This window comes from Morganella morganii H1r (genome assembly GCF_000633515.1).
Taxonomy (GTDB): domain Bacteria; phylum Pseudomonadota; class Gammaproteobacteria; order Enterobacterales; family Enterobacteriaceae; genus Morganella; species Morganella morganii_B.
Genome location: NZ_AYMP01000023.1, coordinates 152,775 through 169,007 on the forward strand (window position 1 = coordinate 152,775; position 16,233 = coordinate 169,007).

The window sequence follows — 16,233 nt, forward strand, 5'->3', positions numbered from 1 at the left end:
TTCATCAATCCAATAAGGGAGATGTATGGATCAGACCAGCATCATTCGCGATTTACTCCGTTGGTTAGATGAGCATTTGGATCAGCCACTTTCCCTCGATAACGTCGCTGCGAAGGCAGGCTACTCCAAGTGGCATTTACAACGTATGTTCAAGGACGTTACCGGTGAAGCCATCGGCGCTTACATCCGCGCCCGCCGATTGTCACGCGCAGCCATTGCACTGCGGCTGACTGCCCGTCCTATTTTAGATATCGCATTACAGTATCGTTTCGATTCTCAGCAAACCTTTACCCGCGCATTCAAGAAACAGTTTAATAAAACACCGGCACTGTACCGCCGTCTTGACGAATGGTGCTCTGACGGAATTTGTTCCGCGATTCTGCTCGATGATACCCCGATGCCGGAGCATGAGTTTGTCACACTGCCGCCGATTACCGTTGCCGGTATTGAGCACAGCTGTTCCCATCGCCTGGAAGACTGGGCTACCGCTTGTACCCATATGCGTCAGGAGTTCTGGCTGCATCATATTTCCGTGGCGAAAACCATTCCTGATTATGTTTACGGGCTGTACCGCACCACCCGTAACCCGGATAAAGAAGATGAGCAGACGGTGACATATACCACTGCAGTGAAAAAAGACACCGCCGCCTTCACAACAGAGGAAAATGTCCGCGAAATGGAGATGCCGGGCGGGGAATACCTCTGCTTTACCTTCAGCGGTATTCCTTACCGCAGTGCCATACAGGATTTCCTGTTCACCATTTACGGCCAGTGTGTACCGCGTCTGGGGATCACCCGCCGCCGTGGTTATGATATTGAGCGCTATAAGCTGAAGAAAGGCGCCGACATCCGTTATCCGGATGTGGCTGATGTGGATGATACCGATCCGCGCCATCACATCGAGGAATTTAAATACTATATTCCTGTCAGACGCAATCCGCAGTAATCACTGCCGCAGAACAAACACCGCCGCCGGTGGTGTCTTGTTCACCCGGGCGGTGTCTGATTCAGCGGTTTACTCAGCGCTGTACTTCATCCAGCGCCGGAAGACTCAGATGTGTGGTGTCACCGGCCGTCTCAACCACCCAGCCATCCGCCAGCCACGGGCTTTCCTGATACTCCAGAACGGATAACGAGCAGTTACGCAGACGCAGACGGCGTTCCGCATACGCCGGCAGTCCCAGCACAGAACCAATCAGACATCCCAGCGCAATACCGTGACTGACCAGCAGAACTTTGCTGCCCTCCGGCAGATCCAGGGTGCTTTCCAGCGCCGCCCGCATGCGGCTTTCCAGCTCAGCAAGCGATTCCCCTTCCGGGATCCGCCCGTCTTCCGCGCCGTTAAGCAGGCTTTTACGCCAGCCCTCTTCTTCTGCGGTCAGGGTATGGATCTGACGCTTTTCCAGCACGCCCATATTGAGCTCCCGCAGACGCGGATCCGCAATAATCTCACAACCGCAGGCTTCTGCGATCAGTTTCGCGGTCTGCTGTGTGCGGCCCAGATCACTGGCAATAATATGGGTGATCCCTTCATTTTTCAGACGCGCGGCAACCTGCTTCGCCTGATCGATACCACTTTGGGTTAACGGGCTGTCAGAATGACCCTGGATACGGCGCTGAACGTTCCATTCAGTTTCACCGTGACGGACAAGAAATACCTGTGACATAACTATCAATCTCTGCTTTTACTGTGTGAAAGTCTGATTACCCCGTTACCATACCGTAAAAACATTCCCGGGATCACGCTTTATCCCTGAAACTCTTTCACCGCACAGCACTGTCTAAAAAAATCTGCGGAAAGCCGCCAATATTCGCTATACTGCGGCAAACAAAATTACGTGGATAGTTTAATTATCATGTTTCATATTATCGCAGCAACGACTAATCCGGCCAAAATTCAGGCTATCCGTTCCGCTTTTGAAGTGGTACTGGGTAACGGCAATTTTGATATTGAAGATGTGAATGTGGACAGCAGTGTGCCGCAGCAGCCTATCGGGAACACCGAAACCCGTACCGGCGCCCGTCAGCGCGTCAATGCCGCCCGTCAGGTCAGACCGGAAGCCGATTTCTGGGTTGGTGTTGAGGCAGGAATTGAAGGCGATATGACGTTTGCCTGGATTGTTATCGAGCACCGCCAGCTGCGCGGGGAATCCCGTTCTGCCAGCCTGATGCTGCCGGAAAAAATTCTCGCGGGGATCCGCGAAGGCCGCGAACTGGGTGATGAAATGGCCGACCTGACCGGAGTGGAAGATATCAAACAGAAAGGCGGTGCGATCGGTTTCTTCACCGGCGGCGCGCTGACCCGGACCAGTGTCTATGAGCAGGCGATTATCCTGGCGCTGGTACCTATTCAGCATGAAATTTATAAATCCCTGAATACCAAAGAATCCTGATCTGAAAAACCGGACCGGTGATAACCGGCCCGGTGACTTTCCCGGCACATTTACTGCTGTGCCAGCCACTCGTCCCGCGTAATGCGGCTGATATGTTCAGTCCGGTAATCATTCAGGAACGGATTGAATTTATTTTCTTCGGTATGATGATGACGGAACCCGCACTTGGCCTGAGCGCGTTGTGACTGTTCATTATTTTCAAAATAGCCGCACCACAGCGCATCCAGCCCCGGGGTTTCAAATGCATGGCGCATCACTTCCCTGACCGCTTCCGGAATCAGCCCCTGTCCCTGGTACGGCACACCAATCCAGTAGGCGATTTCCCCTTCCCGCTGACTGATGTCAAAGTTGCTGTTTTCACCGATCAGAATCCCGATACACCCCACCGCCCGCCCGTTCGCTTTCAGTTCAGTGGCATAGACCTCACCGAGATTAAAAACGGTGCGGATAACATCAGCACTTTCCTCAACGCAGCTGTGCGGCGGCCAGCCAGCGATCGGGCCGACCCGGTCATCTTTTGCCACTTCATATAAATCGGCGGCATCGGTTTCTGCCCACGGGCGCAAAATCATACGTTCTGTTTCTAATATCATACTGCTTACCTTACTTCAGTTATACATTCAGCCTCAGCGGCTCTCTCTGTGATGACGGGAAGTGTAGCCTGACGGCAAACCGGCGGTAAGCAACAAACCTCCGCACTTTCGGTACTTTTGAAAACTATTGTGATAAATTTTCTCTTATACCGGCTCAGAGACAGTAAAAATGACAACTCATGATATTACGCTGACAGATCAGATTCCGCTGTTAACGGAAGACGCTGACACATTACTGACAGGGGAAAGCACACTGGCCGATCACAACGGCATGCCGCTGACCTTCGGAAATGCGTATCTCACCCTGATGATCTGCCGGGCGGGATACGCGCATATGACACTGAATGTTAAATCTCAGGCTGTACGGGCGGGGGATATTCTGGTGCTGGCGGAAGATACGATCGCGCTGCTGAAAAAGCGCTCGCGGGGATTCCGTGTGTTTTTTTGTCTGATCCCGGCCTCTTTCTCTGCCGAAATCGCTTATGTTCTGCCTAACCCGCTGTTTCTGTTTCTGCATGAATATCCCCGCTGCATTCCGCTGCCGGAAGAAAAACCGCTGCTGACAATGTGGCTGGCACACATGCAGGATATCACCCGCAACAGCCCGGTTTACCGGCATATTATGCAGCGTAATCATTTACAGAATCTGTTTTTGCGGATAGCGGAAAGAATGCCGCCGGATGCCCCGGCAACCACACAAAAATACAGCCGGAAAGAGGCGCTGTGCTGGCGGTTCTGGGAACTTATCTGCCGCCACAGCCGGGAACACAGGGATGTGCAGTACTATGCGCGGCAGTTAAATATTACGCCGTTTTATCTGTCACAGCTGACCGGAACGTTTTTCAATCATTCACCCAAATCACTGATCAACCGCCGGGTTATCCCTGAAATCAAGACACTCCTGCGTTACAGTACGCTGTCAGTGGAGCAGATCGCAGATAAACTGCACTTTGATGACCCGTCCTATCTGTGCCGCTATTTCAGACGGGAGACCGGCGTTTCCCTGACAACGTACCGGCGGCAGAGCCGCTGAGTTATTTTTTGCCGCTGAGGAGCTCCTGCTCCAGCCAGGCTTTCACCTCTTCCGGAGCATATTTCAGGCTGTTGGATCCGCGGGTGATGGTCGCAATGCCGACCCCCAGCTCACTTTTCAGCTCACGCTGGCTCATCTTACCGCGCAGCAGTTCCTCGACGATCCGCACACGTGTGCCCAGCGCCGTGCGCTCATCCGGGGTAAAAAGCAGCTGAAAAAGGTGGGATTCAATATCCTGTGAATAGGCGTTGCGCAGCAGGCTGACAAAACGCTGCCAGTCGCTGTCCTGAAGTTGGTTTGTCGTCATATGTCACCCCATCGGATCAGGAGTACAAAAAGTACCCGTTAACTAGTACACCAAGGATAACACAAGCCCGGTGCAGCTGTCTTCTGCTGAACCGGGCCGGAAGGGAAGAATCAGTAACGCATTGATTGCTCGGAAGGTGTCAGCACATCTGCCGGGCGCTGCCCTTTCAGGAAGTTCTGATAAAAGACATCAAACGCCAGCACATTCTTCACATAACCCCGGGTTTCCGCAAACGGAATAGTTTCCACAAAGGCAACCGCATCGAGCCGTCCGCCGCTGTTGCTCAGCCAGCGGGTCACACGGTTAGGGCCCGCATTATACGCGGCACTCGCCAGGATCCGGTTCTGACCGAACTGGTTATACACGCCGTTGAGATACGCGGTGCCTATCTCGATATTTTTGCGCGGATTAACCAGCTGCGCACTGTTGCTGTAATCCGCAATACCGTTGTCGCGGACCGTCTGGGTTGCCGTTGCCGGCATCAGCTGCATCAGCCCGGTCGCGCCGACCGGTGAACGTGCCTGCGGGTTCCAGGCACTTTCCTGACGGGCTATCGCCATCGCATAGCTTTTGCTGATATTTTTATTCTGCGTGAACTCATCAAACTCACTCTGCCAGGCCAGCGGGAAGCGCTCTTCCAGATGATCCCACAACTTGCCGTTGATCGTCGCCTGCACACTCAGATCCGCCCAGCCCTGCTCCAGCGCATAACGCGCCAGCTGCGCTTTGCGTGCCGGTGTCTGGCTGCTGACCAGATTCAGCCACTCGGTACGGGCCAGCCCTTCCATCTGCCAGTACAGCAGCTCACGGATGCGCTGAATTTCCGGCAGATTGCTGATGCTGTTATCCGGTTTATCCGCCGCATTGATCATCATGATATACGGTTTCCCCAGGCGCTGTGCCGCCACCATCGGATAGAACCCGCGCCCCTGACTGATTTTTTCCAGAATGGCATCTGCTGCCGCTTTATTGCCGCCTTTTTCCAGCAATACCGCGCGCCAGTACTGCCATTCTTCTTTCTGCTGAGCGTCCGCCGGTAACCGGGTCAGCCAGCGATCCAAATCACGGTCATCTGCGTTACTCAGCGCCAGACGCACGCGGCGCTCGCGCAGGGTGACAGAATCGGTTTCCTGAATCACCTCGTCACGCCAGGCCGCCTGCTCATCTGTCACGTCGCCCCCCATATACTGCCATGCGATGGCATCTTTCAGTTGCTGACGCTCGCTGTCATTCATTTTTTGGGCGCGCGCCACACTGTTCAGGTCAGCCCGTGCCGCATCCGGTGATTTGCGGGCATAGGCGGAGAAAGCGGATATTGTGGCCTGGCGGGTGAAATCGGTCGGGCTCAGTCGGGCAAATGTCACCACTGATGCCGGGTTTTTCTGTAAATTAATCAGGCCATTGCTGATGGTCTGATAAGAGGCGGGCAGACGTTTTGCCAGATAACTGACCAGAGAGGAATTGCCATTTTTCAGTGCCAGGCTGATACGTTCAAGAACGCGCTCCGGTGTCAGGCCACCGGACTGTTCCCAGACATCAAATAATTTATCACAGGAGGACGGCAGAGAGTTTCCCGCCAGCCAGACAGATTTCGCCCCGTCCAGCGCCACCTGACGGTTTCCGGTCTGCCAGTTGGCATAATAATAGTCGCACTTCGCACTGACCGGTTTCGGCACAGTGGTGCTGTAGCTGACCAGCCCCTGCCAGTCATTACGTTTGGCCAGTTCACTGATAAATTTATTTTTCAGACTTGCCGCTGACGGCAGATTCGGATGGGTATCCGTAAAATTTTTCACCTGACCGGCTGTCAGCAGGCTCATGTCCTGTGTCAGTTCACGGTATTCCAGATAAGGATAGAGCGGATAGTCCCGCAGTGACGGCATCAGGCGTTCCACTTCCGCCATATTATTGGCATCCCATGCGGATTTGACATCCTGATAGCGCTGACGCTGCTCACTCAGTGAATCCGCTGACGCCAGTGCTGAAAACATCAGCATGCTGAGGGCTGCCACGCCCGGCCATATACATTTCCTCATGATCTGCTCCAGTCTCCTAAATTCCCGTTTATCTGCACAATACCTCAGACCCTGATACACAGTGTAAGTGCCCTGTCATGCAGACACAAATCATACTGTGGTACCGGATAACCCGATACCCAAAATCGGATTATTCAGAATATATGTCTGATTATTCTTATTGTGTATTCCCTTTGCCGTAAATGATGGTTTATCAACTAATTCATAGTGATATCATCTGGTATTACCTAGATTTTTACTATATAGTAAAATTTAATTTAAAATTAAAATGATAACAATTCAGGAGTCCGGTTACCGCCGTAAACGGGGTTCTGAGCACTACCAATAACTCTATAAGTAGTGAATATATTTCAGACGACTCCGGTCGTCTTTTTTTTTAAACCGGGTGAATCCCCCCGGACAATACAACGACGATCAGAATGTCCGCCGCTTTTTCCGGCCGGGGACATCCGCCGCCGGGACATCCCGCAGCCGGAGTCGCTTTAACTAAACGAAAAACTCAGTCATAATGCCACCCAGATGCCCCATAAACGAAAAGTTGTTAAATAATTTTCTTATTTTTCAAAAGGTATACTACATTGGCTCAATACGTTTATTCGATGCACCGTGTCGGCAAAATTGTGCCGCCGAAGCGTCATATACTGAAAAATATCTCTCTGAGTTTCTTCCCGGGCGCCAAAATCGGTGTTCTCGGCCTGAATGGTGCCGGTAAATCAACCCTGCTGCGCATCATGGCAGGTGTGGATACCGACATTGAAGGTGAAGCACGTCCGCAACCCGGCCTGAACATCGGCTATCTGCCGCAGGAACCGAAACTGAATCCGGAGCACACTGTCCGTGAAGCGGTTGAAGAAGCCGTTGCCGAAGTAAAACAAGCCCTGACCCGTCTGGATGAAGTGTACGCGCTGTACGCCGATCCGGATGCGGACTTTGACAAACTCGCCAAAGAGCAGGGTGAACTGGAAGCGATTATCCAGTCTCATGACGGCCATAACCTGGATAACCAGCTGGAACGGGCGGCAGATGCCCTGCGTTTACCGGCCTGGGATGCCAAAATCGGTAATCTGTCCGGAGGTGAGCGCCGCCGTGTGGCTATCTGCCGCCTGCTGCTGGAAAAACCGGATATGCTGCTGCTCGATGAACCGACCAACCACCTGGATGCGGAATCGGTCGCCTGGCTGGAACGCTTCCTGCACGACTACGAAGGTACCGTTGTGGCGATCACCCATGACCGTTACTTCCTTGATAACGTCGCCGGCTGGATCCTCGAACTTGACCGCGGTGAAGGTATTCCGTGGGAAGGGAACTACTCCAGCTGGCTGGAGCAGAAAGATGCCCGTCTGGCACAGGAAGCGTCTTCTGAAGCGGCCCGCCGCAAGTCTATCGAGAAAGAGCTGGAGTGGATCCGTCAGAATCCGAAAGGCCGTCAGTCCAAGGGCAAGGCCCGTCTGGCCCGCTTTGAGGAACTGAACAGTGTCGAGTACCAGAAACGCAACGAGACCAACGAACTCTTTATTCCGCCTGGTCCGCGTCTGGGTGACAAAGTGCTGGAAGTGGAAAACCTGACCAAATCCTACGATGGCCGCACCCTGATCGATAACCTGAGTTTCTCCCTGCCGAAAGGGGCGATTGTCGGGATTATCGGGCCGAACGGTGCGGGTAAATCCACGCTGTTCCGCATGATCAGCGGTAAAGAACAGCCGGATTCCGGTACTATCACTCTCGGTGATACCGTCACTATCGCGTCTGTTGATCAGTTCCGTGATTCCATGGATGATAAGAAAACCGTCTGGGAAGAAGTCTCCGGCGGGCAGGATATCATGCGTATCGGCACCACTGAAATCCCGAGCCGTGCTTATGTCGGACGCTTTAACTTCAAAGGCGTTGACCAGGGCAAACGTGTCGGTGAGTTATCCGGTGGTGAGCGCGGCCGCCTGCATCTGGCCAAACTGCTGCAGGTCGGCGGCAACATGCTGCTGCTCGATGAACCGACCAACGACCTGGATATCGAAACCCTGCGCGCACTGGAAAACGCCTTGCTGGAATTCCCGGGCTGCGCCATGGTCATTTCCCATGACCGCTGGTTCCTCGACCGTATCGCCACCCATATCATCGACTATCAGGATGAGGGGAAAGTGGAGTTCTTCGAAGGTAACTTCAGTGAATATGAAGATTACAAGAAACGGACCCTCGGCGAGGCCGCACTGGAGCCACACCGCATCAAGTACAAACGTATGACCAAATAGGTCATATAACGGAAAATGCCGCGTAGTGAGGAACCACGCGGCATTTTTTGGTTGGATGGATAAAAGAGTGTCTTTTGTTACGGGTATTACATTGAACCTGGTACTTAAGGTACAACCGAAGCTGACTTACCACTTCATATTTACCGCTTTTATAACACTTAAAACTGACAAACTATCAATCAGTTAACACCATCAGTAAAGGGATCCTTTACTCTTCATCGTTCCTCCCTTTGTTGCCCTGAATTCTGCCGGACGCTGTGTATTGTCCTTGTTCTTTCAGTATAGAAGAGAAAAATAATTTCTCACGGAATTACCCGATTATTTTCCGATTCTCACAACATTCTTTATTTTTGCTGATCCCCGTCACGAATTTCAGGGGCATCCAGCATCAGCAGACGCTGAACCAGGCCGACACACTCGAGAAAACGGGTGTCGTAATCCGCCGATGTCACATGGACAAACTTAATGCCGTTTTCCCGCAGCATATCGATCAGCAGATCCTGAAACGCTTTGCGGTCATTGTCACTGCCGAGGCTGCGCAGTCCGTCTGCCACCCACGGTGTATTATTTTCCAGCAGGATCACCAGGTCAAAGCGGTATTCCGCAATCAGCGCCTGCACAAACGGATGCTCTTTACCCTCATACCGTTTGCAGAAAGCCTGGGTCGTGACAAAATCGGTATCCACAAAGGCAACTTTATTGGCATATTTCACTGCAAAATCAATATACTGAGCATGCCCCAGTGCGATTTTGTCATAGTCGGAATATTGCAGTGCCATTTCATCACCGCCCAGGTGGGAAAACACATAATCGCGTCCGTATTCCCAGGCGCTGGTGGTATTGAACATATTCGCCAGTTTATTGACGAGTGTGGATTTGCCGCTGGACTCCCCGCCGAGCACCGCCACCGTCCGCACAAAGAACGGTTTAACCTCGGTCGGAATGTAGTCCCAGTAGCGGAACGGTGCCTGACGGATCTGCCGTCCGCTGATATTCATAAAGGTACGCTCCGGGTCGATAAGCACCGTTTCAATGCCGAACGATTCACGGTAGCGCGGCACATCCGCTTTTTCGCCTGAATAGATAAAATCCGGTGAGATCCCTTTTTCCCGCATAAACTGGCACACGCCCTGACTCCAGTGTTCCCAGCCGTGCGGATACGGATCATAAGCATGCTCATCAAATGAGTGAATGCGGATATTTTTCTGATATTTAAAGGTTTGCAGAAGCCAGCGCAGGCGATCACTGACAGTCGGCTGCTGAGACATCGAACTGTTGATAAACAGCGCCTTATCACGCGGTTCATCGTGACAGAGGATCACATGCAGCTCATCCACCTGGCTGCACGCCCGCTGGATCAGATAAATATGGCCGGTGTGCAGCGGATAAAATTTCCCGAATACCACCCCGGTAATTTTTTGCTTCAGCGGGTAATCCAGCCCCAGCGCACTGTGCAGCCCGGCCAGCTTCTGACCGCCGGGGCTTTTGATTTTGTTGTTGATCAGCTGGCTGAGATACCCTTTGGTCACCCCGCACTGATCCGCCAGTTGCTGGAGTGTGACACCTGCCTGCTTAATGGCTTGTTTCAGATAGGAAAAATCGGTCATTCTCTGCCTCACTTATTCCAGTTCATCCAGTACAGACAGGGCATCTGACAGTTTTTTCACCCCGAACACCTGCATACCCGGCGGCGGATTTTTCGGGCGGTTGGCATTCGGCACAATCGCCCGTTTAAAACCGTGTTTGGCCGCTTCCGAGATCCGCTCCTGGCCGCTCGGCACCGGACGGATCTCTCCCGCCAGCCCGACTTCGCCGAAGATCACCACATCACGCGGGATCGGCCGGTCACGGAAACTGGAAACCAGCGAGAGCAGCAGCGCCAGATCCGCACTGGTTTCGGTGACTTTCACCCCGCCGACCACGTTGACGAATACATCCTGATCCGACATCTGCAGTCCGCCGTGACGATGCAGTACCGCCAGGAGGATAGCCAGCCGGTTTTGCTCCAGCCCGACCGCCACCCGGCGCGGGTTCGACATCATCGAATGATCCACCAGCGCCTGGATTTCCACCAGCAGCGGACGTGTGCCTTCCCAGACCACCATCACCGAACTGCCGGACGTGATTTCATCCCCGCGGCTCAGGAAAATGGCGGACGGGTTGCTCACCTCGCGCAGCCCCTGCTCCGTCATCGCAAACACGCCCAGCTCATTCACCGCACCAAAGCGGTTTTTATGGCTGCGCAGTGTACGGAAACGGGAATCGGCCTCGCCGTCGAGCATGACCGAGCAGTCAATACAGTGTTCAAGTACTTTCGGCCCCGCCAGAGAGCCGTCTTTGGTGACGTGGCCGACCATAATGATCGCCACACCCCGGGTTTTGGCAAAGCGGGTCAGATAGGCGGCGGTTTCGCGCACCTGTGCCACACTGCCCGGCGAAGACTGAATATCCGCCATGTGCATCACCTGGATGGAGTCAATCACCATCAGCTTCGGCTGTTCCTGCTCTGCGATCAGGCAAATCTGCTCAATCGCCGTTTCCGACAGCATATTGAGGTTATCCATCGGCAGCCCGAGGCGGTGGGCCCGCATCGCTACCTGCTGCAAGGATTCCTCCCCCGTGACATACAGTGTTTTCATCTGCGCGGCGAGCTGGCACATGGTCTGTAACAGCAGGGTACTTTTCCCGGCACCCGGGTTACCGCCGATCAGAATAGCGCTGCCCGGTACCACGCCGCCGCCCAGCACGCGGTCAAATTCTTTGAAACCGGTAGAGAAACGCGGCAGTTCCTCAAGACTGATTTCCGACAGTTTCTGTACTTTGCTGACACCGCTCTGTCCGGCATAACCGCTGAGACGGTCACTGCGCGCCGCCGAAGATGAAACAGAAGCCAGCCGGACTTCCGTGATGGTATTCCACGCCTGACACGCGGTACACTGCCCCTGCCAGCGGGGATAATCCGCCCCGCACTCGTTACAGACAAAGGCGCGTTTTGCTGGTTTTGCCACTCGTGACCCCGTAATAACTGATAAATTAACGTTCTTCGTGTTTCAGACCACCGCTGAGGGTGCACATCACCCCCATCAGGTCGGCGTGGCGGATAGCCACTTTTGCCCGCGCATACACTTTCGGTTTGGCGTGAAATGCGATACCGAGGCCGGCTTTTTTCAGCATTTTCAGGTCATTGGCACCATCACCGATCGCCACGGTCTGCTCTAAAGGAATATTGAGAAATTCCGCCAGTTTCACCAGCGCCTGCGCTTTGTATTTGGCATCCACCACCGGGCCCTTGACTTTACCGGTCAGTTTGCCGTCTTTGATTTCCAGCTGATTGGCATAGACGGCAATCAGGCGCAGAGAATCTTTTAAATAATTGGCGTAGAAAGTAAATCCGCCGGAGGCAATCGCGACATGCCAGTCCATCGCCTGGAGTTTGCGCACCAGGCTGGTCAGCCCCGGCATCAGCGGCAGCGTATCCAGCACCTGCTGTAAAATGGCGGCATCCGCCCCGGCCAGCAGGCCGACACGCGCTTTCAGGCTTTCGCTGAAATCCAGCTCGCCCTGCATCGCTCTTTCTGTCACTTCCGCAACTTCATCACCGACACCCGCCAGCCGGGCGATTTCATCGATACATTCGATTTGGATTGCGGTGGAATCCATATCCATCATCAATAATCCGGGAGAGCGCAATTTCGGAATGTTCCCCAGCGGCACCACATCCATCTGAAACTCATCCGCCACCCGTTTGATGCGACCGGTCAGGCTGCCTGCGATCCGCACCACCTGATAGTCATCAATCCGCCATGACGAGACCACCACAATTGCCGCCCCCAGCCGGTGCTGGAAATCGCTGATCCGCGCCTTATCCAGCCCGCGCCCGTACAGCAGCCAGCCGCTGTCACCCGCCCGGTAATCCAGCGGCATCACTTCATCACCGCTCAGGGAAAGAGGAAGGCCCGGCCACTTATGGATTTCATTCGGCAAATAACAGTAGGTCAGACTCGTCGACATCAACAGATACTCCTATAATCCCTGATAATATTCATGATGGTAGCAGATAAAAATTTCCGCTTCTGGCAATATGGTGGCGACAACGGAAAAACGGATAAACAATGGCCAAAACGAAGTTAACATTCCGGCTGCATAAAACAGCCATTATTCTGATTTGTCTCGCCCTGATGGTGTGTCTGTTACAGGGTGTCTCTTATTTCAGCCGCGTCCACCAGCAGTCGTCAATGGATCAGTTTAATGAACTGGCCTATTCGCTGGCACAACAGGTGGCGTTTAACCTTTCCGATGCTATAGACGATAACGGGAAAGTGCTCAATAAGAAACAAATTACGGCAAATTTAGCGCAGCTGACCACCAACAGCCGCATTCTCGATGCCACAGTATATCAGGATGACGGGGTACAGATAGCCGGCAGCGGCGAGAGTATCACGGTCCGCGACCGGCTGGCACTGGACGGGCAAAAAGCCGGCAGTTATTTTAATCATCAGATTGTCGCCGCCATTCCCGGGAAAAAAGTCCCGAAAGGCTTTCTGCGCCTGACCATTGATACCCACCGGCTGGCCACAGAATCCACCCAGGTGGATAACACCACCAATCTGCTGCGGGTGATGTTACTTCTCGCCCTCGGTATCGGCTTTGTGCTCGCCAATAACCTGCTGCAGCTGACCCCGAGCCGCTGGCAGCAATCCCTGTATCTGCTGACCGCCAATCTGAAAAATGAAGATGAGAAGCCGGGGAAGAAAACAGAAGAGAAAGAAAAAGGGGAATAATTTCCCCAAAAGCGGGCGTGAAGGCCCGGAAAGATATGATTGTTCAGTGAGTACGCTAGTATCCGGCGTACTCACTGAGTCTGCGAAATCCGAAAAATAAAATATCGTCCGGAATAATTAAACCACGATAATCCCGCCAGTACAGATCTTTACGGGAATAGTTCTGATAAAACGTCTCTTTTACTTTTTGTATCCAATGGTTGAAGATCATCTGCAAACTTACTGTTTTTTATATACTCTTCTTTTTCCGTTTGATACTTCGGACTCCCCGATAAATACAGAGCCATTATATAATCAATATCTTTTTCTTTCTTTTTGTTTTTGGTTTCTATATATGATGTATAACAGTCAGCCACTTCTTTTTTTTCCAGCCTGTCCATTAACATGCACTTTAACAAAAAAAACCGACCTTCTTTATCATCATTACTAATTTCATTTATTTCTGATAATGCGAGATCATATTGTTTTTCACCGACCAGCCCACTGATATAAATGTTAGCCACATTCATATCTGTTTTATTCTCTTCTTTTATTTTTTTTATTTCATTTAAAATTTCATTCTTTTTATCGATGCTATCTGCAAATGTTAACTTCATGATTAAATCAGATGCAACTTTCACACCATTATTATCACTTTCATTTGCCAATGATTTATTTATATTCATTGATAATATAAATAATGAGAATACCAGAATTATCCATTTTGATTTTATCAAAATCATATTGTCACCATTTAAATTTATTTAATTTTATCGTTTTTGTTGAACTTCTTGGGAAAGGAACGACATTACCGGCATACCCTGCGTCATAGACGTAACCAAATTCAACTGTTAGTTCCGGTGTTATCGCTGATTTTATGAAATCAAAGTCAACACTACCAATAGGTATATCATCTACACCCATTGCCCATGATTCACCTTTTTTCATTTCCAGAATATACTTATTATGATTTAAATTATTTGTTATTACACACCAGAATAATATTTTACCGGAACCTGCTGCTTTCGCCGCATTACTTTTACCTAATGCTGACACTCTTATTCTCTTTCCGCTATTATTATCTTCTTCATTGACTATTAGTGTGATTCCGTAACTGGCATGAATACCAACACCTTCTATTCTTAAGTCAGCAAGCTGAGAGAAATAAAATCTTTTAATAGCCATATAAAATCCTTATTAATGACATAGAAATAGACCATAATAAAATTATAAATATAAATTAAAATCATTAACAGGGTGATTTATCCTAAACTAAAATAATTATCGTATTAATAGCAGAGGTGAGATTAAAGGCCGGAAAATCTCTCCCGGCCACCCCTTATCTTTAAATATTTCTTTTACCGGTGCTGCAATACCTGCCAGGTCAGCAGGCCGAGCCAGGTCATCAGCAGGGAGCTGAGTACATGCAGGGTGATCTCTGCCATACCGTGGTGGATACGCCCGGCCTGAAATGCCTGCACAATCTCGAGTGAAAAGGTCGAGAACGTCGATAACGCGCCGCAGAACCCGGTGACAATAAACAGCCGCCATTCTGCAGGGAGTGTCGGGTGAGAAGAGAAAAACGCCACCGCCAGCCCGATAATATAACCGGCAATAATATTGGCGAGATACGTCCCCAGCGGCATCATTGCCAGCACCGGGTTGAATTTATTACTCAACACCCAGCGGCCGAGGCCGCCGAGCACTGATCCTGCGGAAATGCTGAGGATCACATTTAACATAGAAAAACCTTACTTCATGTTTGTTTCAATGTTTCTGTGTTTATGCGCATTTCTTTAAAATGTCAACCTGAACAAGCCCGCACACTTCATCCAGCAGTTTGATCACTTCCACACTCATCCCGACCATCATGGCATCCGCCGAGTTACTTTCCGGCTGTGCATTGATCTTCTGATGCAGCTCATGTGTGCTGGCACGCAGTGCCTGGAGCTTATTCATGGTGTCATCGTCTTTCCCCTGCACAAAGATATCAGAGAGCAGTTTCATGATCTCACTGTTACTTTTCTGCAGCTGAACAATGTACGGGTTCTCGGTGTTCAGCGCATGAGCGAAGTAGTTTTTACTGAAGGTATCGGTCAGCAGTTCCAGAATCGCCACCAGCCGCCGGATGCGCCCGTGGATGGCCGTAAAGGTGGCAGCCGGAACATGAGTCTCTTTGACAGCCGGTGCAATGTAGGTATTGCAGGTCAGCAGTGTGGATAATGTGTCTTTCAGCTGATTATCCCACCGCTCCGGGTCGGTACTGCTCAGTTTCATGATGTGCTCATCATATAATCTGGCAATATCGCGCAGAATGGTGCTGATGTTCATCCGCCAGAACACAAATCCTTTCAGCGGCAGAATAGCCGAGAACACCAGTGCCAGAATCGAGCCGCCCACGGTCTGCGCCGAACGGATAAGCGCGGAGTCCATATCCCCGACCGGTGCGGTGGCAACGATACTGATGGTCATCCCGATCAGCATCCCGACATACATGTTTTTACCCAGCGCGATCAGACCGCAGACAAACATCGCAATCGTCGCCAGCGCCAGCATCAGCGGGAAAGAGTGGGTTTCCGTGTACAGCAGCAGCATCCCTATCAGCGAGCCGATAACGGTGCCGAGGGTGCGCTGCATCGAGCGGATCAGCACATTTCCCCAGTACGGCATCGGCATCAGGATAGAGATAAGTGTCATGATAATGTAATCGAGCTTATCGCTGTGTAATTCCCGGAACACCATAAACGTCAGTGTGAATGCCAGTGCAATGCGGATGCCGTGCAGCTGTTTAAACCGGGAATAAAAGAATGACTGAGCCCGGGTGATCCCGTGGCTCAGATTTATTTTTTTTTCTTTATGCTTCAC

Annotated in this window: 16 protein-coding genes; 5 read left to right on the forward strand and 11 right to left on the reverse strand. The window is 51.6% G+C overall.

Features of this window, described 5'->3' with window-relative positions:
• Positions 1–25 precede the first annotated feature (25 nt).
• Entirely contained in the window at positions 26–946 is a 921-nt protein-coding gene (gene robA / locus U868_RS0114060) for an MDR efflux pump AcrAB transcriptional activator RobA (RefSeq protein ID WP_025153842.1), read from the forward strand.
• A 73-nt stretch (positions 947–1,019) separates the two neighbouring features.
• Here the strand turns inward: robA and gpmB are convergent, their stop codons facing one another.
• Positions 1,020–1,667: a 2,3-diphosphoglycerate-dependent phosphoglycerate mutase GpmB gene (gene gpmB, locus U868_RS0114065; protein WP_004237109.1), complete on the reverse strand. Its 648-nt coding sequence runs from the start codon at positions 1,665–1,667 to the stop codon at positions 1,020–1,022.
• Positions 1,668–1,856: 189 nt separating this feature from the next.
• Here gpmB and yjjX point away from each other — a divergent pair, with 189 nt between their 5' ends.
• Positions 1,857–2,393, forward strand: coding sequence for an inosine/xanthosine triphosphatase (gene yjjX / locus U868_RS0114070; RefSeq protein WP_004237108.1), 537 nt, complete (start codon positions 1,857–1,859; stop codon positions 2,391–2,393).
• A 50-nt stretch (positions 2,394–2,443) separates the two neighbouring features.
• Here yjjX and U868_RS0114075 read toward each other — a convergent pair whose 3' ends face one another.
• Positions 2,444–2,986, reverse strand: coding sequence for a GNAT family N-acetyltransferase (locus U868_RS0114075; RefSeq protein ID WP_025153843.1), 543 nt, complete (start codon positions 2,984–2,986; stop codon positions 2,444–2,446).
• Between the two features lie 169 nt (positions 2,987–3,155).
• Between U868_RS0114075 and U868_RS0114080 the strand changes: the two genes are divergently transcribed.
• Positions 3,156–4,019, forward strand: coding sequence for a helix-turn-helix domain-containing protein (locus U868_RS0114080; RefSeq protein WP_025153844.1), 864 nt, complete (start codon positions 3,156–3,158; stop codon positions 4,017–4,019).
• Position 4,020: 1 nt separating this feature from the next.
• Here U868_RS0114080 and trpR read toward each other — a convergent pair whose 3' ends face one another.
• Both trpR and sltY read right to left on the reverse strand, forming a co-directional pair.
• Positions 4,021–4,326 (reverse strand): trp operon repressor, encoded by a 306-nt coding sequence (trpR, locus tag U868_RS0114085; RefSeq protein ID WP_025153845.1) that lies wholly within the window; start codon positions 4,324–4,326, stop codon positions 4,021–4,023.
• A gap of 110 nt (positions 4,327–4,436) precedes the next feature.
• Positions 4,437–6,362, reverse strand: a complete 1,926-nt coding sequence (gene sltY / locus U868_RS0114090) for a murein transglycosylase (RefSeq protein WP_025153846.1) — start codon at positions 6,360–6,362, stop codon at positions 4,437–4,439.
• Positions 6,363–6,940: 578 nt separating this feature from the next.
• On the opposite strand from sltY, the gene ettA reads away from it, so the two are divergent.
• Positions 6,941–8,608, forward strand: coding sequence for an energy-dependent translational throttle protein EttA (gene ettA, locus U868_RS0114095; protein ID WP_036411887.1), 1,668 nt, complete (start codon positions 6,941–6,943; stop codon positions 8,606–8,608).
• Between the two features lie 344 nt (positions 8,609–8,952).
• Here ettA and nadR read toward each other — a convergent pair whose 3' ends face one another.
• The 3 genes from nadR to serB are packed head-to-tail and all read right to left on the reverse strand — an operon-like array spanning position 8,953 to position 12,619.
• Positions 8,953–10,215 carry a multifunctional transcriptional regulator/nicotinamide-nucleotide adenylyltransferase/ribosylnicotinamide kinase NadR gene (gene nadR, locus U868_RS0114100; RefSeq protein ID WP_025153848.1) on the reverse strand — a complete coding sequence of 421 codons (1,263 nt, stop codon included), beginning with the start codon at positions 10,213–10,215 and terminating at the stop codon, positions 8,953–8,955.
• Between the two features lie 12 nt (positions 10,216–10,227).
• Positions 10,228–11,616 carry a DNA repair protein RadA gene (radA, locus tag U868_RS0114105; protein ID WP_025153849.1) on the reverse strand — a complete coding sequence of 463 codons (1,389 nt, stop codon included), beginning with the start codon at positions 11,614–11,616 and terminating at the stop codon, positions 10,228–10,230.
• Between the two features lie 25 nt (positions 11,617–11,641).
• Positions 11,642–12,619, reverse strand: coding sequence for a phosphoserine phosphatase (serB, locus tag U868_RS0114110; RefSeq protein WP_025153850.1), 978 nt, complete (start codon positions 12,617–12,619; stop codon positions 11,642–11,644).
• Positions 12,620–12,720: 101 nt separating this feature from the next.
• On the opposite strand from serB, the gene U868_RS0114115 reads away from it, so the two are divergent.
• The gene (locus tag U868_RS0114115) at positions 12,721–13,389 is read left to right on the forward strand and encodes a YtjB family periplasmic protein (RefSeq protein ID WP_025153851.1); all 669 of its coding nucleotides are present in this window, start codon (positions 12,721–12,723) and stop codon (positions 13,387–13,389) included.
• Between the two features lie 149 nt (positions 13,390–13,538).
• Here U868_RS0114115 and U868_RS0114120 read toward each other — a convergent pair whose 3' ends face one another.
• The 4 genes from U868_RS0114120 to U868_RS0114135 form a co-directional block, all read right to left on the reverse strand.
• Entirely contained in the window at positions 13,539–14,111 is a 573-nt protein-coding gene (locus U868_RS0114120; protein ID WP_025153852.1) for a hypothetical protein, read from the reverse strand.
• 4 nt (positions 14,112–14,115) lie between these two features.
• Positions 14,116–14,553 carry a hypothetical protein gene (locus tag U868_RS0114125; RefSeq protein WP_025153853.1) on the reverse strand — a complete coding sequence of 146 codons (438 nt, stop codon included), beginning with the start codon at positions 14,551–14,553 and terminating at the stop codon, positions 14,116–14,118.
• Between the two features lie 173 nt (positions 14,554–14,726).
• Entirely contained in the window at positions 14,727–15,110 is a 384-nt protein-coding gene (gene crcB, locus U868_RS0114130) for a fluoride efflux transporter CrcB (protein WP_025153854.1), read from the reverse strand.
• Positions 15,111–15,150: 40 nt separating this feature from the next.
• On the reverse strand, positions 15,151–16,233 hold the full coding sequence (locus U868_RS0114135; protein ID WP_025153855.1) for an FUSC family protein: 1,083 nt from the start codon (positions 16,231–16,233) through the stop codon (positions 15,151–15,153).